A 15,630-nucleotide genomic window follows, 5' to 3' on the forward strand; every position below is an offset into this window, starting at 1 on the left:
GGTCACGACGCGCGAGCTCGGTAGGGGCAGCCGCCCCCGCCTCCGCCTGCCCCAACCCCGCCATGCCGGCCCGGCATACGATGTCGGATCGCCCGCGCACGGCCCACGACCCCAGGACTGACACGACATGGAAACCGCTGAGATCCGGCGCCGCTGGCTCGACTTCTTCTCCGGCCGCGGGCACACCGTGGTGCCGAGCGCCTCACTGCTGCTCGACGACCCGAACCTGCTCTTCGTCAACGCGGGCATGGTCCCGTTCAAGCCGTACTTCCTCGGCCAGGAGACCCCGCTCTGGGACCGCGCCACGAGCGTCCAGAAGTGCGTGCGCACCGGCGACATCGAGGAGGTCGGCAAGACCTCCCGCCACGGCACGTTCTTCCAGATGAACGGCAACTTCTCCTTCGGCGACTACTTCAAGGAAGGCGCCATCCGCCTCGCCTGGGAGCTCGTCACCACCCCCCAGGACCAGGGCGGCTACGGCCTCGACCCCGAGCTCATCTGGCCCACCGTCTACGTCGACGACGACGAGGCCTTCGCCATCTGGCACGAGCAGATCGGGCTCCCGGTCGAGCGCATCACCCGCCGCGCCAAGCTCGACAACTACTGGCACATGGGCGTCCCCGGCCCGGGGGGCCCCTGCAGCGAGATCTACCTCGACCGCGGGCCCGAGTACGGGCGCGAGGGCGGGCCGGCCGTCGACGAGGACCGCTACCTCGAGTTCTGGAACCTCGTCTTCATGCAGGAGGAGCTCTCGGCGGTGCGCGCGAAGGACGACTTCGACGTCGCGGGCCCGCTGCCCCAGCGCAACATCGACACCGGCATGGGTCTGGAGCGGATGGCGACGCTGCTCCAGGGCGTCGACAACCTCTACGAGATCGACGAGGTCTACCCGGTCCTGGAGCGCGCCGCGGCGCTCGCCGGGAAGCGCTACGGCGTCTCGTCGGGCCACATGGTCAGCGAGTCCCACCCCGACGACGTGCGGCTGCGGGTCGTGGCCGACCACGTGCGCTCCTCGCTCATGCTCATCGGCGACGGCGTCACCCCGGGCAACGAGGGCCGCGGCTACGTCCTGCGCCGGATGCTGCGCCGCGCCATCCGCTCGATGCGCCTGCTCGGCTACGACGACCCCTGCCTGCCCGAGCTGCTGCCGGTCTCGCTCGAGCGGATGGAGAAGTCCTACCCCGAGCTGCGCAGCGACTGGGACCGCATCTCGCAGACGGCCTACGCCGAGGAGGAGGCGTTCCGGCGCACCCTGACGGCCGGCACCACCATCCTCGACACCGCGGTCGCGCGCACCAAGGAGGGCGGCGGCCAGGTGCTCGGCGGCGCCCAGGCCTTCGCGCTGCACGACACCTACGGCTTCCCCATCGACCTCACCCTCGAGATGGCCGCCGAGCAGGGGCTCGAGGTCGACCGCGAGGGCTTCACCCGGCTGATGCAGGAGCAGCGCGACCGGGCCAAGGCCGACGCCAAGGCCAAGAAGTCGGCCCACGGCGACACCAGCGTCTACCGGGCGCTCTCCGACGGTGTGGGCGGCCGGGTCGAGTTCACCGGCTACCACGAGGTCACCTCCGAGGCGCGGGTCGCGGGGATGCTCCTCGACGGCGCGCCGGTGTCGTCGGCGACCGCGGGCCAGGACGTCGAGCTCGTCCTGGACCGCACCCCGTTCTACGCCGAGGGTGGCGGCCAGCTGGCCGACGGCGGTCTGGTCCGCCTCGCCGGTGGGGCGCTGGTCGAGGTCCGCGACGTGCAGAGCCCCATCAGCGGTCTCGTGGTGCACAGGGCCACGGTCGTGTCCGGCGAGGTCGGGGTCGGCGAGCAGGCGCACGCCGAGGTCGACATCGAGCGCCGCCGCTCCATCTCGCGCGCCCACACGGCGACCCACATGGTGCACAAGGCCATCCGGGAAGCGTTGGGCGACACCGCGACCCAGGCCGGCTCCGAGAACTCGCCCGGCCGCTTCCGGTTCGACTTCCACGCCCCGTCGGCGCTGCCGATGTCGGTGCTCACCGACGTCGAGTCGCGGGTCAACGCCCTGCTGCTCGACGACCTGTCGGTCAGCGCCGAGGTGATGACCCAGCAGCAGGCGCGCGACGCCGGCGCCATGGCCCTGTTCGGCGAGAAGTACGGCGACGCCGTGCGGGTGGTCTCGGTCGGCGACTGGGCCCGCGAGCTCTGCGGCGGCACCCACGCCGAGCGCACCACGCAGCTCGGCCTCGTCACGCTGCTCGGCGAGTCCTCCATCGGCTCCGGCGTGCGCCGCGTCGAGGCGCTGGTCGGCAACGACGCGTTCTCCTTCCTCGCCCGCGAGCGCGCCATCGTGGGCCAGCTCACCGAGCTCGTGAAGGGTCGCCCCGAGGAGCTGCCGGAGCGCATCGGCGGCCTCCTGACCCGCCTCAAGGACGCCGAGCGCGACCTCGAGCGCCTGCGCACCGAGCAGCTCCAGGCCGCGGCCGGCTCGCTCACCGACCGCGCCCGTGACGTCGGCGGGGTCACCTTCCTCGCGCACGACGCGGGGGAGGCCGACGCCGGCGACGTGCGCACCATGGTCCTCGACCTGCGCGGTCGCCTCGGCAACGACCGGCCCAGCGTCGTCGCCGTGACCGGCGTCGCCAAGGGCCGGCCGGTGGTCGTCGTGGCCACCAACGAGGGCGCTCGCGCCCGCGGCATCACCGCCGGCGAGCTGGTCCGCATCGCGGCCGGCACCCTCGGTGGCGGCGGCGGCGGCAAGGACGACATCGCCCAGGGCGGCGGCCAGGACCCGACCAAGGCGGGCGAGGCGCTGGCCGCGGTCGAGTGGCGCGTCGGGGAGCTCGCCGGTTGACGACCACCCCGGGCCCGGCCCGGCGTCGCGGCGTCCTCCTGGGCGTCGACGTCGGGTCGGTCCGCGTGGGGGTGGCCCGCAGCGACCCCGACGGCCTGCTCGCGACCCCCCTCGAGACGCTCCCGCGGGCGTCGGCCGAGACCCCTGCGGCCATCGACGAGGACCTCCGCCGGATCGCCGCGCTGGTCGTCGAGCACGCCGCCGTGGGGGTGGTCGTGGGCCTGCCCCGGTCGCTCTCGGGGGACGAAGGCGTGTCCGCGGCGCGGGCCCGCACGTATGCTGGCGTGCTGGCGATGAGCATCGACCCGGTTCCGGTCCGTCTCGTGGACGAGCGGCTGACGACGGTCGAGGCCCACCGCGCGCTCAGGGAGAGCGGGGTCGCCGGGAGGCGGCAGCGCTCCGTGGTCGACCAGGCCGCGGCGGTGCTCATCCTCCAGTCGGCCCTCGACACCGAGCGGTCGACCGGCCATCCGGCCGGGGAACCGGTCGGTGAACGGCGGCGCAAGCCACGGACGAAGGGCACGAGGACGTGAGCCAGGACTTCACCGACACGATCTTCGGTGACGACACCGAACGTCGGCCGGCGCGCTCGCGGCGCGAGCTGCACCGCAAGAAGCGGCCCCCACGTCGCGGCCGCCGGCTGCTGACGCTCCTGCTCGCCGTGGTGCTCGTCGGAGCGGCCGGCTACGGCGCGTTCAGTGTGCTGGGGCCGACCGTCAGAGGGCTCGTCGGCGGGGGGCAGACCGACGTCGACTTCCCCGGCCCCGGGGAGGGCGAGACCGACGTCGTCATCGCGTCCGGCGCCACCGGCGAGGACATCGCCACCGTGCTGCGCGACGCGGGGGTCACCAAGACCCGCACCGCCTACCTCGACGTCGTGGCGGCCGACCCCACCACGGCCGCCAAGATCCAGCCCGGCACCTACGTGCTGCTGAAGGGGATGCGCGCCCAGGACGCCTTCGAGCTGCTGGCCGACCCCGCCAACCGCGTCACGGAGCGGGTCACCGTCCGCGAGGGGCTCTGGCTGTCGGAGACCCTGGCGACGCTGTCGAAGGCCACCGGCGTGCCGCTGAAGGACTACCAGGCCGCCGTCAAGAACCCCAAGGCGCTGGGGCTGCCGGCCGAGGCCAAGGGCAACCTCGAGGGCTGGCTCTTCCCCGCCAGCTACGAGTTCGGCGACAAGACCCCGGCCGCCGAGCAGCTGACCCAGATGGTCGCGCAGACCGTCAAGACCCTCACCGCCGCCGGGGTCGACCGCAAGAACTGGCAGCGCACGATCATCATCGCCTCGATCGTCGAGGGCGAGGCCAGCGGCGACGCCGACCGCGGCAAGGTCGCCCGGGTGATCGAGAACCGCCTCGACGACCCCAACGGGCCCACCGGCGGCTTCCTGCAGATGGACTCCACGGTCAACTTCGCCCTGCACAAGCGCGGCAACCTCACCAAGACCGAGTACGAGAGCGCCAAGTCCGACCCGTACGACACGTACGGGTCGCCGGGTCTCCCGCCGGGGCCCATCGGCAGCCCGGGCAAGGCAGCCATCGACGCCGCGGCGAACCCGACGCCCGGCAAGTGGTTCTTCTTCGTCACGGTCAACCTCGACACCGGCGAGACGCTGTTCGCGAACACCTTCGCCGAGCAGCAGGCCAACCAGCAGAAGCTCAACCAGTGGTGCGACGCCAACCCGGGCAAGTGCACCGGGTGAGGACGCACCGGTGCTGAGGGCCGCGGTCCTCGGGCACCCCGTCGAGCACTCGCTCTCACCCGCCCTGCACCGGGCCGGGTACGAGGCGCTCGGGCTCCTCGACTGGGAGTACGGGCGCGCCGACGTGGAGGTGCCCGGCCTGGCCGCCCATCTCGCGGGGCTCGACGACTCCTGGCGCGGGCTGTCGCTGACGATGCCGCTCAAGGAGGCGGCGCTGGCGCAGGCCGTCGAGGTCTCGCCCGTCGCGCGGCGGGCCGGGGCCGCCAACACCCTCGTCCGCCGCGCCGACGGTGGCTGGGACGCCACCAACACCGACGTCGCCGGCGTGGTGGGCGCCCTCGCGCCCCGGCTGGCGCGGCCGCCCACCCGCGCCCTCGTCCTCGGCGCCGGGGCCACCGCCCGGTCCTGCGTGCTGGCGCTGGCCGAGCTCGGGGTCACGACCCTCACCGTGCGAGCCCGCGACACCGCACGCGCCGCCGACCTGCTGGCCTGGGCGCTCGACGCCGGTGTCGGCATCCGCAGCGGCTCGGTGGCCGGCCTCGAGCCGTGGGTCACCACGGCCGACGACGTGGTCGTCTCCACCGTGCCGCCGGCGGCGGCCGACCAGGTGGCCCGCACCGTGCCGGCCGCCCACGACGGCGTGCTGCTCGACGTCGTCTACGCCGGCTGGCCCACTCCGGTGGCGCGGGCCGCCGCCGCCGCCGGGATGCGCGTGGTCTCCGGGCTCGAGATGCTGCTGCACCAAGGGGCCGAGCAGTTCCGGCTCTTCACGGGGCACGAGGCGCCACTCGCCGCGATGCGGGCCGCCGGGCTGCGGGCGCTGGGGGAGCCCGGGTGAGCCCCTGGTGGGTCGTCGTCCTCTGCGCGCTGGTCATGGGAGCCGTCGGTCACCTGACCGGGCGCGAGCTCGCGACCGGCGGCTACCGCATCCGTGAGGATGAGGCCGAGCACCCGACCGGCCGGCCGTGGTGGCCCGGCCTCGCCACCGGGGCGCTGGCCGCGCTGGCCGCCGCCGCCGTGGGCGACCTCGCCCACTGGGCCGCGCTGCCGGCCTTCCTGCTGTTCGCCTGGCTCACGGTCGGGCTGGTCTGGATCGACCTCGACGTGCACCGGCTGCCGGTGGGGCTCGTCGTCCCGACCGGGGGTGCGCTGCTGGTGCTCCTGGCCGTCGCCAGCCTCGCCAGTGGTGACTCCCGGTGGCTGGGCGGGGTGGTCGGCGCCGTCGTGATGGGCGGGTTCTACCTGCTGCTCGGCCTGCTGCCCGGCGGGGGCGTCGGGGGCGGCGACATCCGGCTGGCCCCGGTGATCGGCGCGCTGCTGGGCTGGCTCAGCCTCGGGCACCTGTTCGTGGGGATGGCGGCCGGCTTCCTCATCGGCGGCGTGACCGCCGTCGTGCTCCTGCTCGGGCGCCGGGTGGGGCTGAAGTCGTCCATCGCCTACGGGCCCGCGATGTGCCTCGGCGCCTGGGTCGCCGTGGGCGCCACGTCCCGCATCGCGACCGCGCTGGTCGGCGGTTGAGCCCGGCGTGGAAGGATCGAGCCCATGCTGCGCTGGCTGACCGCGGGGGAGTCACACGGCCCCGCCCTCGTCGCGACCGTCGACGGGCTGCCCGCCGGGGTCGAGGTCACGACGTCCGACATCGGTGACGCCCTGGCGCGCCGTCGGCTCGGCTACGGCCGCGGCGCCCGCCAGAAGTTCGAGCAGGACGAGGTCGAGATCCTCGGCGGTGTCCGGCTCGGGCTGACCCTGGGCTCGCCCATCGCCATCCGGATCGGCAACACCGAGTGGCCCAAGTGGCGCACGGTGATGAGCCCCGACCCGGTGGCGCCCGAGGACTACGCCGCCTCCGACGACGTCAACGCCGAGAAGGAGGTGGCGCGCAACCGCCCCCTCACCCGGCCGCGCCCCGGGCACGCCGACCTCGTCGGGATGCAGAAGTACGGCTTCGACGACGCCCGCCCGGTCCTCGAGCGCGCCTCGGCTCGCGAGACCGCGGCGCGGGTGGCGCTGGGGGCCGTGGCGGCCCGCTTCCTCGAGCAGGCCTACGGCATCCGGCTGGTCTCGCACACCGTCTCCATCGGCACCGCCGGCGTGGCCGACGACGCGCCGCTGCCCGGCCCCGACGACGTGGCCGCGCTCGACGCCGACCCCGTCCGCGCCTTCGACGCCGCCGGCTCGGCCGCGATGGTCGCCGAGGTCGACGCCGCCCGCAAGGAGGGCGACACCCTCGGCGGCGTCGTCGAGGTCGTCGCCGTGGGCGTGCCGCCGGGGCTCGGCTCGCACGTGCACTGGGACCGCCGCCTCGACTCCCGCCTGGCCGCCGCCCTCATGGGCATCCAGGCCATCAAGGGCGTCGAGGTCGGCGACGGCTTCCGCACCGCGGCGCGCCGCGGCTCGCAGGCCCACGACGAGATGGACCGCGGCGCCGACGGCGTCATCCGGCGCGCCACCGGCCGGGCCGGCGGCACCGAGGGCGGGATGTCGGTGGGCGGGGTCCTGCGGGTCCGCGCCGCGATGAAGCCGATCTCCACGGTGCCGCGGGCGCTGCGCACGGTCGACGTCGCCTCCGACGAGGCCGCGACCGCCATCCACCAGCGCTCCGACGTGTGCGCCGTGCCGGCCGCCGGGGTGGTCGCCGAGGCCATGGTCGCGCTCGTGCTGGCCGAGGCGTGCCTCGAGAAGTTCGGTGGCGACTCGGTGACCGAGACCGCCCGCAACCACCGCGCCTACCTCGACGCCGTGCCCGCCTCGATGCGCACGTGGGACGCCTGATGCCCCGCGCCGTGCTGGTCGGGCCGCCCGGGTCGGGCAAGACGACGACGGGCCGCGCGCTCGCGGCGCTGCTGGGCGTGCCGTTCCACGACACCGACGAGGGCGTCGAGGCGGCGCAGGGGCGCAGCATCGGCGACATCTTCGTCGAGGACGGTGAGGCGACCTTCCGCGACCTCGAGCGGGCCGAGGTGGCTCGTGCGCTGGCCGACGAGGACGGCGTGGTCGCGCTCGGCGGCGGGGCGCCGGTCGACCCGCTCACCGAGCCGCTGCTGGCCGACCACGTGGTCGTGTTCCTCGACGTCGGGATCGCCGACGCGTCCAAGCGGGTCGGGTTCGACCGCAGCCGCCCGCTGCTGGCCGTCAACCCGCGCGCATCGTGGGTGCGCCTGATGAACGCCCGCCGCCCGGTGTACGAGCGGGTCGCCACCCATGTGGTCGACACGGCCGGACGCACCCCCGACGAGGTTGCGGCCGAGGTCGCCGGTCTGGTCGGCGGCGCGTGACTGCGCACGATGGTGAGGACGGCGGCCGGGCGGCGCTGACCATCCCGGTCGGCTCGCTGCACGACGTGGTCGTCGGGCGCGGCGTGCTGGACCGCGTGGCGGGGATGCTACCCCCCGGGGTCGCCCGCGTGATGGTGGTGCACCCCCAGGGGCTCGAGACGTACGCCCGGACGGTCGCCGACCTGTTGGCCGCCACCGGGCTGACCGTGCACCTGGCCGCCGTCGAGGAGGCCGAGGCCGCCAAGGACGTCCACGTCGCGGCGCGGCTGTGGGCCGTGCTCGGCGAGCTGGCCTTCACCCGTACCGATGCCGTCGTGGCCGTGGGGGGAGGCACCGTGACCGACCTCGCGGGCTTCGTGGCCGCGACCTGGCTGCGCGGCGTGTCGGTCGTGCACGTGCCGACCACGCTGCTCGCGATGGTCGACGCGGCCGTCGGCGGCAAGACGGGCATCAACACCGCCGAGGGAAAGAACCTGGTGGGCGCCTTCCACACGCCGGCCGGGGTCGTCTGCGACCTCGACGTGCTGCGGACGCTGCCGCACGCCGACGTCGTGGCCGGGCTGGCCGAGGTGCTCAAGTGCGGCTTCATCGCCGACCCCCGCATCCTCGAGCTGGTCGAGGCCGACCCCGGGGCGGCCACCCGCTGGGACGCTCCGGTGCTGGCCGAGCTGGTCGAGCGCGCGGTCCGGGTCAAGGCCGAGGTGGTCGCGGCCGACCTGCGCGAGTCGTTCCTGCGCGAGATCCTCAACTACGGCCACACCCTCGGCCACGCGGTCGAGCAGCTCGAGGGGTACCGGCGCCGGCACGGTGAGGCGGTGGCCATCGGGATGGTCTTCGCCGCCGAGCTCGGGCACGCCACCGGCACCGTCGACGACGCGCTGCTGGCGCGCCACCGGTCGGTGCTCGCGGCGGTCGGGCTGCCGACCACCTACGCGCCGGGGCGGTTCGACGACCTGCTCGCCGTGATGGCGCGCGACAAGAAGAGCCGCGGCGCCACGCTGCGTTTCGTGGTCCTCGACGGCCTGGCGAACCCGGTGCGCCTCGAGGGGCCGGACGACCGGGTGCTGCGCGGCGCGTACGCCGCCCTCACCGGCTGAGGCCCGTCGAGGGCGTCCGGGGGCTCGTGGCCGGGGCGCTACGATGGTCGCTGATCCCCAGCCCCCTCGCGGGGCTGACGCGCGCCCCGACGCGGGCGCCCTCCGACTGGCAGAAAGCGAACGCTCCCGTGGCATCGACCAACGACCTCAAGAACGGCCTCGTCCTCAAGATCGAGGGCCAGCTGTGGACCGTCGTCGAGTTCCAGCACGTCAAGCCCGGCAAGGGCCCGGCCTTCGTGCGGACCAAGCTCAAGAACGTCCTCAGCGGCAAGGTCGTCGACAAGACCTTCAACGCCGGCGTCAAGGTCGAGACCGCGAACGTCGACAAGCGGAACATGCAGTACCTGTACAACGACGGCACCGACTTCATCTTCATGGACGGCGACACCTACGACCAGATCTCGGTGAGCCCCGAGGTCGTCGGCGACGCCGCCAAGTACATGCTCGAGAACCAGGACGCGATCGTGGCGCGCAACGAGGGCGTGGTGCTCTTCATCGAGCTGCCGGCCTCGGTCGTCCTCGAGATCACCTACACCGAGCCGGGCCTGCAGGGCGACCGCTCCACCGGCGGCACCAAGCCCGCGACGCTCGAGACCGGCGCCGAGATCGCCGTGCCGCTCTTCCTCGAGACCGGCACCAAGGTCAAGGTCGACACCCGCGACGGCTCCTACCTCGGTCGGGTCAGCTGACCCGTGGCCGCCCGCACCAAGGCCCGCAAGCGCGCCCTCGACCTGATGTTCGAGGCCGAGCAGCGCGGCATCGACCCCGCGGACCTGCTGCGTGAGCGGCTGGCCAGGCCGGTCACCGAGCACGCGCTGGCCGAGCTCACCGCCGACCTGGTCACCGGCGTGGCCGAGCACCGGGCGCAGCTCGACGAGCTGATCAGCACCTACTCGCAGGGCTGGTCGCTGCAGCGGATGCCCGCGGTCGACCGGGCCATCCTGCGGCTGGGTGCCTTCGAGGTGCTGTACTCCAGCGACGTGCCCGAGCCGGTCGCCATCAGCGAGTGGGTGGGGCTCGCCACCGAGCTCTCCACCGACGACAGCCCGCGTTTCGTGAACGGCCTGCTGGCCCGCCTGGTCGAGGTCAAGCCGACCCTGGCCTGAGGCGGTCCGGCAGCGGGTTCGGCCGCCGGACTGGACGCCGGGGGCCGTCAGCGGGCGCTGGCGAAGACCACCTCGGGCCACGGCGACGCCGCGAGCCAGCGCCGGTAGGTCTCGGCGTCGGCGTCCTTCGGCGGGAAGAGCGCCCCGGCCCGGGCGGCCGGGCCGGTGACAGCCGCAGGCGCCGCGCAGACGATGCCACCGTGGGGGAGTGCGGGCTGGTCGGACATCGTGGCCTCCTTCGGCGCTGGTCGGATCCGTGCATCACAGTGTGTTACTGAAACCATAGGTGTTCGTTATGCGTCTCGCTCGCCGAGACGCCCGCGGACCCGGCCCGGCCCACGCCCCTGGTGCCCCGACCCCGAGGGGCCGCACACTGGGGGATGACCTCTCTGGGGCCCCGCTTCGCCCACGCCGTCGCCACCAAGGACCGCACCGCCCTGCGCGGCATCCTGGCCGAGGACGTCGACTTCCGCGGCCTCACCCCGAACCGCGCGTGGGAAGCCACCACCGCCGACGAGGTGCTCGACATCCTGTTCGAGAGCTGGTTCGAGGACACCGACGTGGTCACCGGCCTGCTCGACGTCACCCGCGGTGCGCGCGTCAGCGACACCCACCGCGTCTCGTACCGGCTCGCCCTCAGCACCCCCGACGGGGACGCGGTCGCCGAGCAGCAGGCCTACTACCGCGGCGACGGCGACCGCATCACGCACCTGCGAGTGCTGTGCTCCGGTTTCCGCCCGCGCACCCCGCCCTGAGTAGCATCGGGGCCGATGTACATCCCACCGTTCAACCGTGCCGAGGACGACCTCGCGGTACGCCGCCTCGTCACCGAGGTCGGGGCCGGCTGGTTGGTCACGAGCCGCGCCGGGTCCGCGCCGTCGGCGTCGTTCCTCCCGGTCCTGTGGCGGGAGGACACCGTCGTCGCCCACCTGGCCCGGGCGAACCCGCACTGGCGCGAGATCGGGGACGGCACCCCGGCGCTCCTGGTCGTGACCGGACCCGACGCGTACGTCTCCCCGAGCTGGTACGCGTCCAAGGCGGAGCACGGCCGGGTCGTGCCGACCTGGAACTACAGCGCGGTGCACCTCACCGGGGTGGCCCGTGTCCACGAGGACCCCGAGTGGCTGCGCTCAGCCGTCACCGACCTCACCGACCGGCACGAGGCCGGCCGCCACGACCGGTGGCGTGTCACGGATGCTCCTCCGGAGTACGTCGAGGGGCAGCTGCGGGGCATCGTGGGGCTCGAGCTGACCGTGACAGCGGTGGAGGGCAAGGAGAAGCTCAGCCAGAACCGCTCTTCGGACGACCGTTCGGGGGTCGTCGAGGGGCTGCTCCGGGAGGAACGGGCGCAGACCCGGGGCGTGGCCGACGCGATGGCCGACGGCCTCGAACCCTCCTGAGCCCGCGCGGCCCCGGGTGCCAGCGCGGACGCTCGCTCCAGCGACCGGCGCACAGCGGGTGGACGCCATCCCGTGACCCGTCCGACCCGCGGATGCGTGCGCCGGCCCCGGGTCCGGACCCTCTAGAGTGGTCCCCGCCAGACATCCTTTAACGACCCGTCCTGTGAGGCGGGGAAGGAGGTCGCACGCGGATGACGCGCGCCGACGACACGCTGCCCCCCGGGCCCCCGCCCGACCCCGCCGCTCCCCGCACCGTGATGAGCGAGCCCGACGTCGCCCGGGCCCTGCGGCGCATCGCGCACGAGATCGTCGAGCGCAACAAGGGCGCCTCCGAACTCGTCCTGGTCGGCATCCCGACCCGCGGCGTCGAGCTCGCCAAGCGCCTCGCGGACCTGCTCGCCGAGATCGAGGGCACCCAGGTGCCGGTCGGTGAGCTCGACATCACGATGTTCCGCGACGACCTGCGCCACCAGCCCACCCGCGCGCCTATGAAGACGCGCCTCCCGGCGGGCGGTGTCGACGAGCGCGTCGTGGTCCTGGTCGACGACGTCCTCTACTCGGGGCGCACCATCCGGGCCGCCCTCGACGCCCTCTCCGACCTCGGCCGCCCGCGCGCCGTGCGCCTCGCGGTGCTGGTCGACCGCGGCCACCGCGAGCTGCCGATCCGGGCCGACCACGTGGGCAAGAACCTCCCCACCGCCCACAGCGAGCGGGTCATGGTGCGCCTCGCCGGTGTCGACGACCCTGGCGGTGACTCGGTGTCGATCGCCCACGGCGAGACCCGCGCGGGCCGCCCCAGCACCCCGGAGGTCACCCGATGAGGCACCTGCTCTCGAGCGCCGACCTGACCCGCGACGACGTGCGGATGCTGCTGGCCACCGCCGCCGAGATGCACGAGGTGCAGCACCGCGACGTCAAGAAGCTGCCGACCCTGCGCGGGCGCACCATCATCAACCTCTTCTTCGAGGACTCCACCCGCACCCGCAGCAGCTTCGAGATCGCGGGCAAGTGGATGAGCGCCGACACCATCAACATCACCGGCAAGGGCAGCAGCACGAGCAAGGGCGAGTCCCTGCGCGACACCGTGATGACCATCGACGCCATGAGCGTCGACTGCGTGGTCATCCGGCACATGGCCAGCGGCTCCGCGCACCAGGTCTCGCAGTGGGTCGACGCCAGCGTGGTCAACGCCGGCGACGGCACCCACGAGCACCCCACCCAGGCCCTGCTCGACGCCTACACGATGGAGCAGCGCCTGGGCAGCCTCGAAGGGCGGCGGGTGGCCATCGTCGGCGACCTCACCCACAGCCGGGTGTTCCGCTCGAACGCCATCACGCTGCGCACCCTGGGCGCCCACGTCACCCTGGTGGCGCCGCCCACCCTGATGCCCAGCGGCATCACCGCCTGGGCGGCGGCCGACGGACTCGAGCTCACCGACGACCTCGACGCCGTGCTGGCGTCCGGCCCCGACGCCGTGATGATGCTGCGCGTCCAGCGCGAGCGGATGAGCGGCGGCTTCTTCCCGACGCCGAGGGAGTACACCGTGGGCTTCGGCCTGACCCGCGAACGGCTGCGCGCGCTGACCGCCGCCAACCCCGAAGCCGTCATCTGCCACCCGGGCCCGATGAACCGGGGCCTCGAGATCAGCGCCGACGCCGCCGACGCCGCCCAGAGCCTGGTGCTCGACCAGGTCTCGGCCGGGGTGGCGGTGCGGATGGCCGTGCTCTACCACCTGCTGGCCGGCGAGGAGGTGGCGGCATGAGCGACCTGCTCATCCGCGGTGCCGACGTCCTCGGCGAGGGCACCGCCCACGTGCTCGTCGTCGACGGACGCATCGCCGCCGTCGGCGCCGCCGCCGCGGCCGACGCCCCGTCGGGCGTCGAACGCCTCGACGCCGACGGCCTCACCCTGCTGCCCGGCTTCGTCGACCTGCACACCCACCTGCGCGAGCCGGGCCGCGAGGACGCCGAGACCATCGCCTCCGGCTCCCGGGCCGCCGCGGTCGGCGGCTACACCGCCGTGCTCGCCATGGCCAACACCAGCCCCGTCACCGACACCGCCGAGGCCGCCGAGCGCATCCTCGACCTCGGCCGCGCCGCCGGGCTGGTCGATGTCGTGCCCATCGGCGCGGTCACCAAGGGCCTCGAAGGGCACGAGCTCGCCGAGCTCGGCCTGATGCACCGCAGCCGAGCCCGGGTCAGCGTCTTCAGCGACGACGGCCACTGCGTCGCCGACGGCCGGGTGATGCGCCGGGCCCTGGAGTACGTCCGGGCCTTCGGCGGCGTGGTCAGCCAGCACAGCCAGGACCCGGCCCTGGCCGGCCCGCAGGCCTGCTGCCACGAGGGCGAGCTGTCGGGGCGCCTCGGGCTGCCCGGATGGCCGCCGGTGGCCGAGGCGAGCATCATCGCCCGCGACGCCATGCTGGCCCGGCACACCCGCAGCCGGGTGCACGTGGCCCACGTCAGCACGGCCGAGGGCCTCGACGTCGTGCGCTGGGCCAAGGCCCAGGGGATCGCGATGACGGCCGAGGTCGCCCCGCACCACCTGGCGCTCGGCACCGAGCTGCTCAGCGGCTACGACCCCGTCTACAAGGTCAACCCACCGCTGCGGCCCACCGAGGACCAGGAGGCCCTGCGCGCGGGGCTGGCCGACGGCAGCATCGACGCCGTCGCCACCGACCATGCCCCGCACGCCCGGCACGACAAGGAGCACGCCTTCGTCGACGCGGCCTTCGGGATGCTCGGTCTCGAGACCGCGTTCAGCGTCGTGCACGACCTGATGGTGCGCACCGGCCGGATGTCGATGGCCGACCTCGCCCGGGTGATGTCGACCGGCCCGGCGGCCGTCGCCGGCCTCACCGGGCACGGACGCCCCATCGCCGCCGGCGAGCCCGCCACCCTCGTCCTCGTCGACCCCACGGCCCCGGTCACCGTCGACCGGGCCACCTCGCAGTCCCTGTCCCGCAACACGCCGTGGCACGGTGCCCGCCTCACCGGTGCCGTCCACACCACGATCCTGCGCGGCGCCGTCACCGCGCGCGAAGGGGAGCCCACCGCATGCTGACCACCCGCGAACCCGCCGTCCTCGTCCTCGAGGACGGGCGCACCCTCACCGGCCGGGCCTACGGCCGCCGGGGCGCCACCGTCGGCGAGGCCGTCTTCTCCACCGGGATGACCGGCTACCAGGAGACCCTCACCGACCCCAGCTACCACCGCCAGGTCGTCGTGATGACCGCCCCGCACGTGGGCAACACCGGGTGGAACGACGAGGACGACGAGTCCGGGCGCATCTGGGTCGCCGGCTACGTCGTGCGTGACCCCGCGCTGCGGCCCTCGAGCTGGCGCTCGAACCGCTCGCTCGAGGACGAGCTCGACGCCCAGGGCGTGGTCGGCATCTGCGACCTCGACACCCGGGCCCTGACCCGTCACCTGCGCGAGCGCGGGGCCATGCGGGTCGGGATCTTCAGCGGGGAGGAGGCCGCCCTACCGGCCGCCGAGCTGCTCGCGCGGGTCACCGCGGCGCCCGAGATGTCCGGCGCCTCGCTGGCCGCCGAGGTCGCCACCACCGAGGCCTACGTGGTGCCGGCGGTGGGGGAGCGGCGCTTCACCGTGGCCGCCGTCGACCTCGGGATCAAGGCCATGACCCCGCGGATGATGGCCGAGCGCGGCATCGAGGTGCACGTGCTGCCGGCCACCGCCACCCTCGAGCAGGTGCGCGAGACCGCGCCCGACGGGGTGTTCTTCTCCAACGGCCCCGGCGACCCCGCCACCGCCCAGGTCCAGGCCGAGCTGCTGCAGGGGGTGCTGCGCGCCGGCATCCCGTACTTCGGCATCTGCTTCGGCAACCAGATCCTCGGCAAGGCCCTGGGCTTCGGCACCTACAAGCTCAAGTACGGTCACCGCGGCATCAACCAGCCGGTGATGGACCGCACCACCGGCAAGGTCGAGGTCACCGCCCACAATCACGGGTTCGCCGTCGACGCCCCGCTCGAGGGCTCGACGAGCACCGAGTTCGGCCAGGTCACCGTGAGCCACGTCTGCCTCAACGACGACGTCGTCGAGGGGCTGGAGGTGCGCCGCGACCAGCGCCTGGTCGCCTTCTCGGTGCAGTACCACCCGGAGGCCGCGGCCGGCCCGCACGACGCCGCCTACCTCTTCGACCGCTTCATCCAGCTCATGGAGAGCGCGCGAACGCCCGGCACGACGCACGGAGAGGTGGCCTGA

Annotated in this window: 17 protein-coding genes; 16 read left to right on the forward strand and 1 reads right to left on the reverse strand. The window is 74.0% G+C overall.

From position 1 onward, the window contains the following. The first annotated feature begins 127 nt into the window (after positions 1 to 127). The 10 genes from alaS to nusB all read left to right on the forward strand — a co-directional run bounded on the left by alaS (position 128) and on the right by nusB (position 10,007). Positions 128 to 2,824 (forward strand): alanine--tRNA ligase, encoded by a 2,697-nt coding sequence (gene alaS, locus ATL31_RS15880; RefSeq protein ID WP_101396934.1) that lies wholly within the window; start codon positions 128 to 130, stop codon positions 2,822 to 2,824. Then, positions 2,821 to 3,357: a Holliday junction resolvase RuvX gene (ruvX, locus tag ATL31_RS15885; RefSeq protein WP_101396937.1), complete on the forward strand. Its 537-nt coding sequence runs from the start codon at positions 2,821 to 2,823 to the stop codon at positions 3,355 to 3,357. Before alaS ends, ruvX begins: the two co-directional genes overlap by 4 nt. Further along, positions 3,354 to 4,529: an endolytic transglycosylase MltG gene (gene mltG / locus ATL31_RS15890; protein ID WP_101396939.1), complete on the forward strand. Its 1,176-nt coding sequence runs from the start codon at positions 3,354 to 3,356 to the stop codon at positions 4,527 to 4,529. The genes ruvX and mltG overlap by 4 nt, the downstream gene beginning before the upstream one ends. A 10-nt stretch (positions 4,530 to 4,539) precedes the next feature. Continuing rightward, complete coding sequence (locus ATL31_RS15895; RefSeq protein WP_211284049.1) at positions 4,540 to 5,367, forward strand: shikimate dehydrogenase; 828 nt, start codon at positions 4,540 to 4,542, stop codon at positions 5,365 to 5,367. Continuing rightward, positions 5,364 to 6,047 (forward strand): prepilin peptidase, encoded by a 684-nt coding sequence (locus ATL31_RS15900; protein ID WP_101396941.1) that lies wholly within the window; start codon positions 5,364 to 5,366, stop codon positions 6,045 to 6,047. The genes ATL31_RS15895 and ATL31_RS15900 overlap by 4 nt, the downstream gene beginning before the upstream one ends. A 24-nt stretch (positions 6,048 to 6,071) precedes the next feature. Next, a complete protein-coding gene (gene aroC, locus ATL31_RS15905; RefSeq protein WP_101396943.1) occupies positions 6,072 to 7,301 on the forward strand; it encodes a chorismate synthase in 1,230 nt (409 codons plus the stop codon). Continuing rightward, complete coding sequence (locus ATL31_RS15910; RefSeq protein ID WP_101397756.1) at positions 7,301 to 7,804, forward strand: shikimate kinase; 504 nt, start codon at positions 7,301 to 7,303, stop codon at positions 7,802 to 7,804. The genes aroC and ATL31_RS15910 overlap by 1 nt, the downstream gene beginning before the upstream one ends. Continuing rightward, positions 7,801 to 8,901, forward strand: coding sequence for a 3-dehydroquinate synthase (aroB, locus tag ATL31_RS15915; protein ID WP_143598414.1), 1,101 nt, complete (start codon positions 7,801 to 7,803; stop codon positions 8,899 to 8,901). The genes ATL31_RS15910 and aroB overlap by 4 nt, the downstream gene beginning before the upstream one ends. A gap of 128 nt (positions 8,902 to 9,029) precedes the next feature. Continuing rightward, positions 9,030 to 9,590: an elongation factor P gene (gene efp, locus ATL31_RS15920; protein ID WP_055812156.1), complete on the forward strand. Its 561-nt coding sequence runs from the start codon at positions 9,030 to 9,032 to the stop codon at positions 9,588 to 9,590. Between the two features lie 3 nt (positions 9,591 to 9,593). After that, positions 9,594 to 10,007, forward strand: a complete 414-nt coding sequence (gene nusB / locus ATL31_RS15925) for a transcription antitermination factor NusB (protein ID WP_101396945.1) — start codon at positions 9,594 to 9,596, stop codon at positions 10,005 to 10,007. 47 nt (positions 10,008 to 10,054) lie between these two features. On the opposite strand, the gene ATL31_RS15930 is transcribed toward nusB, so the two are convergent. After that, positions 10,055 to 10,234, reverse strand: coding sequence for a hypothetical protein (locus tag ATL31_RS15930; protein ID WP_101396947.1), 180 nt, complete (start codon positions 10,232 to 10,234; stop codon positions 10,055 to 10,057). Positions 10,235 to 10,387: 153 nt separating this feature from the next. Here ATL31_RS15930 and ATL31_RS15935 point away from each other — a divergent pair, with 153 nt between their 5' ends. The 6 genes from ATL31_RS15935 (at position 10,388) to carA (ending at position 15,630) form a co-directional block, all read left to right on the forward strand. Further along, entirely contained in the window at positions 10,388 to 10,762 is a 375-nt protein-coding gene (locus ATL31_RS15935; protein ID WP_101396949.1) for a hypothetical protein, read from the forward strand. A gap of 15 nt (positions 10,763 to 10,777) precedes the next feature. Further along, on the forward strand, positions 10,778 to 11,407 hold the full coding sequence (locus tag ATL31_RS15940; RefSeq protein WP_101396951.1) for an FMN-binding negative transcriptional regulator: 630 nt from the start codon (positions 10,778 to 10,780) through the stop codon (positions 11,405 to 11,407). A gap of 191 nt (positions 11,408 to 11,598) precedes the next feature. Then, positions 11,599 to 12,228 carry a bifunctional pyr operon transcriptional regulator/uracil phosphoribosyltransferase PyrR gene (gene pyrR / locus ATL31_RS15945; RefSeq protein WP_281256274.1) on the forward strand — a complete coding sequence of 210 codons (630 nt, stop codon included), beginning with the start codon at positions 11,599 to 11,601 and terminating at the stop codon, positions 12,226 to 12,228. Then, on the forward strand, positions 12,225 to 13,169 hold the full coding sequence (locus ATL31_RS15950) for an aspartate carbamoyltransferase catalytic subunit (RefSeq protein WP_101396953.1): 945 nt from the start codon (positions 12,225 to 12,227) through the stop codon (positions 13,167 to 13,169). Before pyrR ends, ATL31_RS15950 begins: the two co-directional genes overlap by 4 nt. Further along, positions 13,166 to 14,470 (forward strand): dihydroorotase, encoded by a 1,305-nt coding sequence (locus ATL31_RS15955; protein ID WP_101396955.1) that lies wholly within the window; start codon positions 13,166 to 13,168, stop codon positions 14,468 to 14,470. The genes ATL31_RS15950 and ATL31_RS15955 overlap by 4 nt, the downstream gene beginning before the upstream one ends. Continuing rightward, positions 14,464 to 15,630, forward strand: a complete 1,167-nt coding sequence (carA, locus tag ATL31_RS15960) for a glutamine-hydrolyzing carbamoyl-phosphate synthase small subunit (protein WP_101396958.1) — start codon at positions 14,464 to 14,466, stop codon at positions 15,628 to 15,630. Before ATL31_RS15955 ends, carA begins: the two co-directional genes overlap by 7 nt.

The sequence above is a fragment of the Phycicoccus duodecadis genome (genome assembly GCF_002846495.1).
GTDB lineage: Bacteria > Actinomycetota > Actinomycetes > Actinomycetales > Dermatophilaceae > Phycicoccus > Phycicoccus duodecadis.